Genomic DNA, 7,768 nt, shown 5'->3' on the forward strand with positions numbered 1-7,768 from the left:
CATGGACTACGCGCTGTTCTTCCAACGGTTGGTCGACGGCCTGGGTCAGGGGGCGATCTACGCGTCGTTGGCGCTGGCGCTCGTGCTGATCTACCGGGCGACCGGCCTGATCAACTTCGCTCAAGGCGAGATGGCGCTGTTCTCCACGTACGTCACCTGGATGTTCTGGGATCGGGGCTGGCCGGTCGTGGCCGCGATCGCCGCATCGATGGTGCTGTCGTTCGTGGGTGGCGGGGCGATCGAACGCCTCATCATCAGACCCGTCGGCGAGGTGCGCTCCCACGCCTTGCCGATCGTGATCGTCACCATCGGACTGCTGCTCGCGCTCAACGAGCTCGCAGGCTGGATCTGGGGCTCGGAGGGCCGCACCTTCCCGCGGGTGTTCGGCACCGGTGCCTTCACCGTCGGCGACGTGGCGGTCACCTACCAGACCGTTGGCGTGCTCTGCGTGCTGGCGGTCGAGGTCTTCCTGCTCTTCCTGCTCTTCCAACGCACGAAGCTCGGCCTCGCGATGCGGGCGGTGACATCCAATGCCGAGTCCAGCCGCCTCGTCGGGATCCGCTTCGGCCGGGTGCTCATGTTCGGCTGGGGGCTGGCCGCGGCGGTCGGCGCGCTCGCGGGATCGCTGTACGCCTCGCAGCTCGCCACCCTCGATCGGGCCATCATGCTGCAGCTCCTCGTGTACGCCTTCGCCTCGGCGACGCTCGGGGGCTTCGACAGCCCACTGGGAGCGGTGGTCGGAGGCCTGGTCGTGGGGGTGGTCACCGTGATGGCGGGCGGCTACGTGAGCTGGATCGGCGACGACCTGAAGCTGGCGGCGGCGTTCGTGCTGATCCTGGTGGTGCTCCTCGTCAGGCCCCAGGGGCTGTTCGGGCGCCCACAGGTGGAACGGGTATGAAGCGCGGCACGGGGTGGTGGATCGGGCGGATCGTCGCCGTCGCGGCGCTCGGTGGGGTGCTGCTCTGGCTGCCCCAGTACTACCCGGCGTTCCGGGTGAACCAGTTCAACCTGGTGATCACCTACGCCATCGCCGCGCTGGGCTTGAACCTGTTGACCGGCTACAACGGCCAGATCTCGATCGGTCACGGCGCGTTCTTCGGGGTGGGCGCCTACACCGTGGTGATTCTGGTGGCCGATCATGGCTGGCCGCACTTCGGTGCCCTCGCGATGGCCATGCTGATCACGTTCGCGCTCGGTCTGGTGGTGGGCTTGCCCGCCCTACGGATCCACGGGTTGTACCTGGCCCTGGTGACCCTCGCGTTGGCCACTGTCTTCCCGCAGGTCGTCGTGCGGTTTCGTGACGTCACCGGCGGTACGCAGGGCAAGCGGATCCCGCGACCTGAGGAGTTCGTCGCGCCCAGCTGGAGCGGGATGGCCAACGACCAGTGGCGGTACTACGTGCTGCTGGCGTTCGCGGTGGCCGCGTTCGTCCTGGTGCGCAACCTGGTGCACAGCCGGGCCGGGCGAGCGATCATCGCCATCCGGGACAACGAGACCGCGGCGGTGACGCTTGGGGTGCCGCACCGGGCGTACAAGGTGCTGGTGTTCGGCGTCAGCGCGATGCTGGCGGGGATGGCCGGCGGGTTGGCCAAGTTCTACGACCCGTTCGTCAGCTCAGGCCAGTACACCATCAACCTCTCGATCATTCTGCTGGTGGCAGTGGTGGTGGGTGGAACAGCACGGATTCTCGGCCCCGCCATCGGCGCCTTCCTCGTCGTGTTCATCCCCATCTGGCTTCCGCAGGGGTATCCGCAGCTCTCGGGCGTGCTCTTCGGCGCATCGCTGATCGTGCTCATGATGGTGGCACCGGGCGGCATCCTGGGCTTGGGAACGCGCCTGCGGCTCTGGATCGGTCAGCGGTGGCGGTCTCGCCGGCTCGGTCCGACATCGACCGGACCCGGGGCGGTAGCGTCTGGGACGTAGGGGTCGGACCATTTTGGGAAGGGCTGGCCCGTCCTCGCGTGGCATCGGCCCCGTCCAGTGGCTCGAGACAGGAGTCCAGCATGCAGAAACCATCTCCCGCTAGAGCAGTGACCGCACTGGTGCTCGTCCTGGCGCTCGTGGCCGCCGCGTGCAGCGGTGGACGAGACGAGGGACAGACGGCCACGACCGGCCCCAGCGGTACCGCAGGCGAGCAGGAGGGCGCCTTCACCATCGACACCGCCAACTGCGAGAGCTACAAGCCCACCCAGGGCATCACGGAGGACTCGATCACCTTCGGTTCCAGCTTCCCGCAGTCGGGCCTGTACGCGGCGTTCGCCAAGATCTCGGTGGGTTACGAGGCGTACTTCCGCTACCTGAACGCGACCGAAGGCGGGGTCGGTGGCAAGCAGATCAAGGTCATCACCCGTAACGACGAGTACCTCCCTGAGCGCACGCTCACCAACACCCAGGAGCTCGTGCAGAACGAGGGCGTGTTCGCGATGTTCAACGTGGTCGGCACACCGAACAACCTCGCCATCCGCGACGAGCTGGCCGACCAGTGCGTGCCGAACCTGTTCGTGGCCACCGGCTCACCGCTGTGGGGCGAGGTTGACGCCTACCCCTGGCTGATCGGCTCGATCCCCTCCTACGCCACGGAGTCGGCGATCTTCGCCGACTACCTGAAGAAGAACAAGCCGAACGCCAAGGTGGCGGTGCTGTACCAGAACGACGACTTCGGTGAGTCCTACCTGACGGCCTTCCGGGCGGCTATCGACGGCACGGACATCGAGGTCGTGTCGACCGCCTCGTACAACCCCACCGATCCCGAGCCCCGCGATCAGATCACCACGCTGGCGGCATCGGGGGCCGACACCGCACTGCTGGCCGCGACGGCGCTGAAGTGCCCGCAGTCGCTCAACCTCATCCGGGAGTCGAACTGGAACCCGACGATCTACATCTCCGCCACCTGCACCTCCAACACCGTGGTGGGCTTGGCGCAGCCCGGTGCGAACGACGGGGTGCTCAGCTCGATCTACCTCAAGGACCCGTCCGATCCCCAGTGGGCCGATGATCCGGCCATGCAGCAGTTCCAGCAGTACGGCGCCCAGTACGGCATCTCGCAGGAGGACCTCCGCAACGGGATCGTCGGCTACGGCTGGACGATGGGGGCGCTTTTGGCCGAGACGCTACGGCGCTCGCCGGAACTCACCCGCCAGGCGGTGATGCAGACCGCGTACTCACTGCAGGATGTGCAGGTCGGCCTGCTTTTGCCCGGTATCACGATCAACACGAACGGGGCCCAGGACCCGTTCCCGATCGAGCAGATGCAGATCGGCCGGTACAACGGACAGTACTGGGAGCTACAGGGCCAGCTGACCAGCTTTGAGGGAACGAGCGGGCAGTTCGTCAGGTAGACGGTCCGACTCGACGATGTGTGGCGGCCGGCCTGCGGGCCGGCCGCCGTCGTTGTGGGCGGCTACAACAGGTCCCATGGACCACGAGTGCCTCACCGTCGAGCGTGACGGCCCGTTCGTCACGATCACCATGAACCGGCCGGAGCGCCGCAATGCGCTCTCGCTCCGGCATCTCGAGGAGTTGCGGGCAGCCTTCCGTGAAGTCGGCGAGAGCGATGCGCTCGGTGTGGTGCTCGCCGGACGGGGCTCGGTGTTCAGCGCGGGTCACGACTTCACGGAGATCGCTGGCGCGGATCTGGCGGCGATGCGGCGGCTCTTGTGGGCCTGCACCGAGGTGATGCAGACCATGCAGTCGATCCCGCAGGTGGTGGTGGCCAAGGTCCACGCGCTGGCCACGGCGGCGGGCTGCCAGCTGGTGGCCAGCGCGGATCTGGCGGTGGCCGCCGAGTCGGCGGCGTTCGCTGCGCCGGGGGGCAAGGGCGGGTGGTTCTGCACCACCCCGATGGTGGCGATCGGCCGGTCGGTGTCACGCAAGCGAGCCTTGGAACTGGCGCTGACCGGCGACCCGATCGATGCTCGGACCGCGCTCGAGTGGGGTCTGGTCAACGCCGTGGTGCCCGACGACCAGCTCGATGCGGCCACTCTCGATCTCCTGCGGCGGGCGACCCGGGGCAGCGCGGCGTCCAAGGCCCTCGGCAAGCAGGCCTTCTACACCCAGATCGAGCTCGACCAGCAGAAGGCGTACGCGTACGCGGTCGAGGTGATGGCCGCGGCCAGCCAGCTCCCCGATGCCCGGGAGGGGGTGGCGGCGTTCCTCGAGAAGCGCTCCCCGCGATTCGGCCAGCCGCGCTGACCCTCGGTCTCACGGGGCGAGCAGGTCCTCCGCGGCTTGGCGGACCTGCCAGTCCCGGTCCGACCGGGCGCGCTCGAGTGCCTCGTCCACCTCGGGGCCCTCGAACGGGGCCAAGGCCAGTACCGCCCGGCGGCGTACCGTGGCCCGGTCCTCCATGGCCTGCAGGATCGCGGGGAGGGCCCGCGGGTCGCCGATCGAGCCCAGCGAGGCCACCGCGGCTTCCCGGACCAGGGCGTCGCGGTGACCGGTGGCCAGCTCGGCCAGGCGCTCGACCACCCCTTCCTCGGGAGGTAGTCGCTCGCCGCCAGCCCAGGCCGCCATCTCCAGGGTCGAGGGGTCGTCGTCGGCGAGCAGGCCGAGCAGGCTGACGGGCTCGTCCGGCTGACCGGTCCGGCCCGCCTCCCAGGTGGCGAGCACCTCGGCGGCGGCGCGGCGCACGACCGGATCCGGATCGCGGGACGCGACCATGATCTCTGACGCCGGGAGGTCGCGGCAGCGGGCCAGGGCCCGCAGAGCCGTGGCCCGCACGACGGGATCGCCGTCGTGGAGGTGCGAGCGGGCGACGTGTGGCTCGCCCCGATGCCCGGCCAGCGCGACGAGCCGGCGCTTGGCCACCGCCTCGGCCAGCGGGCGGCCGGGCGGGGGCTGGTCTCCCCCCATGGCACCCTCGGGGATGCGGCCCATGGTCCTAGTGCAGCACGGACGGTCGCCCACCGCCCAACGGCGGACACGAGCGGGGTCGAGCGTCGGCCACGCCCTGCGGTCAGTTCACCGCGGCGGAGACAACCATGCCCGCGACCACGAGGAGCGCCCCCACCAGGAGCGCAGCCGCGACCCCGAGTACGACGGTGAGGGCACCGAGGGCCAACGCGGCCCGCAAGCGGGATGCGGGCGTGGGCCGGATCGCGGGGCCGACGAGGACGGGATACGGTGCCGCCACGCGGTGGGAACCCTCGCCGTCCGTGGCAGGCTGTCGATCTCCCATCGCAACCCCCCGGAACCCGTGGACCTCGACGACGCGATCGTACCCCCACCGTCTCCCGGCGAGCCTGGCCCCGTCGGCGCGCCCCGCCCGCGCCGGGCGCGCGTGGTGCGGATCTGGATCGCGGTGGGGGTGGTGGTCTCGATGCTCGTGGCGGGCACGGTGGCCGCGGCGTTCGTCCAGGTTCCCTACTACCTGATCTCGCCCGGAGCGGCGCGGGCCACCGAGCCGCTCATCTCCGTCGAGGGGGCCACGACCTACCCCAGCGACGGCTCGATCGACTTCACCACCGTCTCGCTGCGGCGCGCCTCGGCTCTGGAAGCGCTCATGGGTTGGTTGGACCCGACGGTCGACGTGGTGGACGAGGAGCAGATCCTGGGCGGCCAGACCGAACAGGAGAACCGGGAGGCGACCCAGCAGGAGATGAGTGACTCCAAACAGGTCGCGAGCGCGGTGGCGCTCGAGGCGCTGGGCTACGACGTGATCCGAGGCACGGGCGCGGTGGTGCGCGGCATCGTCGAGGGATCACCCGCGGCGGGGGCGCTGCAGGTGGGCGACGTGATCGTCGCCGCTGGCGATCAGCCGATCACCCTGTCGAGTGATCTGGCTCGCGTCACCCGCAGCATGAAGCCGGGGGAGCCGCTGGGGTTGCTGGTGGAACGGGGCGGGGAAGGCGAGGCCCAGGCGTTGACCGTCGTGCTCGCGCCGCGGCCGGAGGAGCCCGACAAGGGGTTCCTCGGGGTGAGCACCACGACCCGAGATCTGTCCTTCCAGTTCCCCTTCAGCGTCCAGATCGATTCGGGCTCGGTGGGCGGTCCCTCCGCGGGGTTGGCGTTCACCCTGGGCATCATCGACGTGCTCACCCCGGGCAGCCTCACCGCCGGCAAGCGGGTCGCGGTCACGGGCACGATCGACCCCAACGGCTTCGTCGGCCCGGTGGGCGGGGTCGAGCAGAAGACCGTCGCGGTGCGCCGCTCGGGAGCGGAGCTGTTCCTGGTGCCGACCAGCGAGGTCGACCTGGCGCGGAAGTACGCGGGAGACGTGCGGGTCGAGGGTGTCGACACGCTGGATCAGGCCCTGCGGGTGCTCGCGAGCGTGGGCGGCGATGTGCAGGGCCTCGCCCAGGGCTCCTCCCCTGCGGGGCGCTGAGTACGATCGGCGCGGTGCCGCCCGACGTGACCAGCCCGATCGATCCCGATGCGATCCTGCGCCAACCGTTCACCTCGGTGAAGCGGGGCTACGACCCGTTGGAGGTGCAGACCTTCCTCATGTCCCTGGCGGGGGAGCTGCGGGCCGCACGCGACCGCAGCCGCGAGCTCGAGCGCGCGGTCGCCGAAGCCGAGCGGCAGCTCGCCGAGCTGCGGGAGCCCTCGCCCAGCCGCCTGACCGCCTTGGTGGGTGAGGAGACGGCCCGGGTGCTCGACGCCGCCAACGCCGCCGCCGCCGACATCCGGACCAAGGCCGAGCAGGCCGCGGCGCAGGAGCTCGAGGATGCCCGCGCGGAAGCTGCCCGCATCCGCGAGGAGGCACGGGCCGCCGCGGAGGCGGAGCGGGTGGAGGCGGAGCGGGTCGCGGCCGAGATCCGCCAAGAGGTCGAAGGTCTGTTGGAGCAGGCTCGGTCCGATGCGGAGCGAGAGATCGAAGCGGGGCGCCAGCAGGGTCGGGAGATGGTGGCTGAAGCCCAGCAGGTCAGGGAGCGGATGCTGCGGGATCTGGCCCGCCGCCGCAAGGCGCTGCGCCAGCAGATCGAGCAGCTCCAGGCCGGCCGCGAGCGCCTGCTCGCCGCGTACGAGGTCGTTCGCCGGCACCTCGATGAGGTCACCGAGGAGTTGACTGTCGCCCTGCCGGAGGCCCGTCAGGCGGCTGAGGCGCTGGCCGGTCGCGACCGTGAGGTCGAGGGTGACGACCCGCTCGAGCGCGAGCTGGTTGAGCTGGCTGTCGAAGCCGGCATCGAGCTCGACACCGTGGAGGGGCCCGAAGCCCCGGCGGGCGAGGAAACCCGGCCTGAGGTGAGCGGGCCCGATGCGCCGGGTCCCCGAGCCCCCGACCCGGTCGAGGGCCGCAAGTCCTCTGCGGTGAACGTCATCCGCACCGGTGGCGGTGAGCCCGACGGGCTGCTGGAGGAGGGGGAGGAGCCCGAGGAGGCGGCGCAGCCCGGGGAGGCGGCGCAGCCCGGGGAGGCTGTGGAGCCCGGCGAGGCCGCGGGGGTCGCGGCCGGAGGCTCAGGTGCCAGGGTGGCGGGGCTCTTCGCTCGCATCAAGGAAGAAGCTGCGCAGCTCGACGCCTCGGGATCGGTGATCGACCCCGATCGGTCCGACGCCGGTGACGACGCTGAGGCGGCGGTGCCCGGTGAGTCCGTGGACCCGGCGGAGCAGCAGGAGGCGGCGACCGCGACCATCGAGCGCGACCTGGCGAGGCGCCTCAAGCGTGAGTTGTCCGAGGAGCAGAACGAGCTGCTCGACGCCCTCCGTCGTGAGCGCGGGGTGCCGGCGCTCGACGCCGTCCTGCCGGCTCCCGAGGCGCACGTCGAGCGGTTCGCATCGGCCGCCTTGGCGGGGCTGGCCGCAGCCCGCGGCGCGGGGAGCGGGGTGGGCC

At 70.7% G+C, this 7,768-nt stretch carries 8 protein-coding genes; 6 read left to right on the forward strand and 2 right to left on the reverse strand.

The genetic code is table 11. From position 1 onward, the window contains the following. Position 1: 1 nt before the first annotated feature. The 4 genes from V7004_RS07710 to V7004_RS07725 all read left to right on the forward strand — a co-directional run bounded on the left by V7004_RS07710 (position 2) and on the right by V7004_RS07725 (position 4,191). Positions 2–898, forward strand: a complete 897-nt coding sequence (locus tag V7004_RS07710; RefSeq protein ID WP_334143162.1) for a branched-chain amino acid ABC transporter permease — start codon at positions 2–4, stop codon at positions 896–898. Further along, complete coding sequence (locus tag V7004_RS07715; RefSeq protein ID WP_334143163.1) at positions 895–1,923, forward strand: branched-chain amino acid ABC transporter permease; 1,029 nt, start codon at positions 895–897, stop codon at positions 1,921–1,923. The genes V7004_RS07710 and V7004_RS07715 overlap by 4 nt, the downstream gene beginning before the upstream one ends. 107 nt (positions 1,924–2,030) lie before the next feature. Further along, entirely contained in the window at positions 2,031–3,338 is a 1,308-nt protein-coding gene (locus V7004_RS07720; protein ID WP_334143164.1) for an ABC transporter substrate-binding protein, read from the forward strand. Positions 3,339–3,414: 76 nt separating this feature from the next. Next, on the forward strand, positions 3,415–4,191 hold the full coding sequence (locus V7004_RS07725) for an enoyl-CoA hydratase-related protein (protein ID WP_334143165.1): 777 nt from the start codon (positions 3,415–3,417) through the stop codon (positions 4,189–4,191). 9 nt (positions 4,192–4,200) lie between these two features. Here V7004_RS07725 and V7004_RS07730 read toward each other — a convergent pair whose 3' ends face one another. Both V7004_RS07730 and V7004_RS07735 read right to left on the reverse strand, forming a co-directional pair. After that, a complete protein-coding gene (locus V7004_RS07730) occupies positions 4,201–4,875 on the reverse strand; it encodes a HEAT repeat domain-containing protein (protein WP_334143166.1) in 675 nt (224 codons plus the stop codon). Positions 4,876–4,954: 79 nt separating this feature from the next. Beyond that, complete coding sequence (locus V7004_RS07735; protein WP_334143167.1) at positions 4,955–5,131, reverse strand: hypothetical protein; 177 nt, start codon at positions 5,129–5,131, stop codon at positions 4,955–4,957. A 3-nt stretch (positions 5,132–5,134) separates the two neighbouring features. Between V7004_RS07735 and V7004_RS07740 the strand changes: the two genes are divergently transcribed. Together V7004_RS07740 and V7004_RS07745 are read left to right on the forward strand one after the other, a co-directional pair. Then, positions 5,135–6,322 (forward strand): YlbL family protein, encoded by a 1,188-nt coding sequence (locus V7004_RS07740; protein WP_334143168.1) that lies wholly within the window; start codon positions 5,135–5,137, stop codon positions 6,320–6,322. A 14-nt stretch (positions 6,323–6,336) separates the two neighbouring features. Then, on the forward strand, positions 6,337–7,768 hold a 1,432-nt coding region (locus tag V7004_RS07745; RefSeq protein ID WP_334143169.1), incomplete at its 3' end, for a DivIVA domain-containing protein.

Source organism: Rhabdothermincola sp. (assembly GCF_036846205.1).
Taxonomy (GTDB): domain Bacteria; phylum Actinomycetota; class Acidimicrobiia; order Acidimicrobiales; family Acidimicrobilacustridaceae; genus Rhabdothermincola.

What these genes read in the sequence shown, in the direction of transcription:
- V7004_RS07710 (WP_334143162.1), top strand. Translation starts at nt 2, where the DNA reads ATGGACTACGCGCTGTTCTTCCAACGGTTGGTCGACGGCCTGGGTCAG.
- V7004_RS07715 (WP_334143163.1), top strand. Translation starts at nt 895, where the DNA reads ATGAAGCGCGGCACGGGGTGGTGGATCGGGCGGATCGTCGCCGTCGCG.
- V7004_RS07725 (WP_334143165.1), top strand. Translation starts at nt 3,415, where the DNA reads ATGGACCACGAGTGCCTCACCGTCGAGCGTGACGGCCCGTTCGTCACG.
- V7004_RS07730 (WP_334143166.1), bottom strand. Translation starts at nt 4,875, where the DNA reads ATGGGCCGCATCCCCGAGGGTGCCATGGGGGGAGACCAGCCCCCGCCC.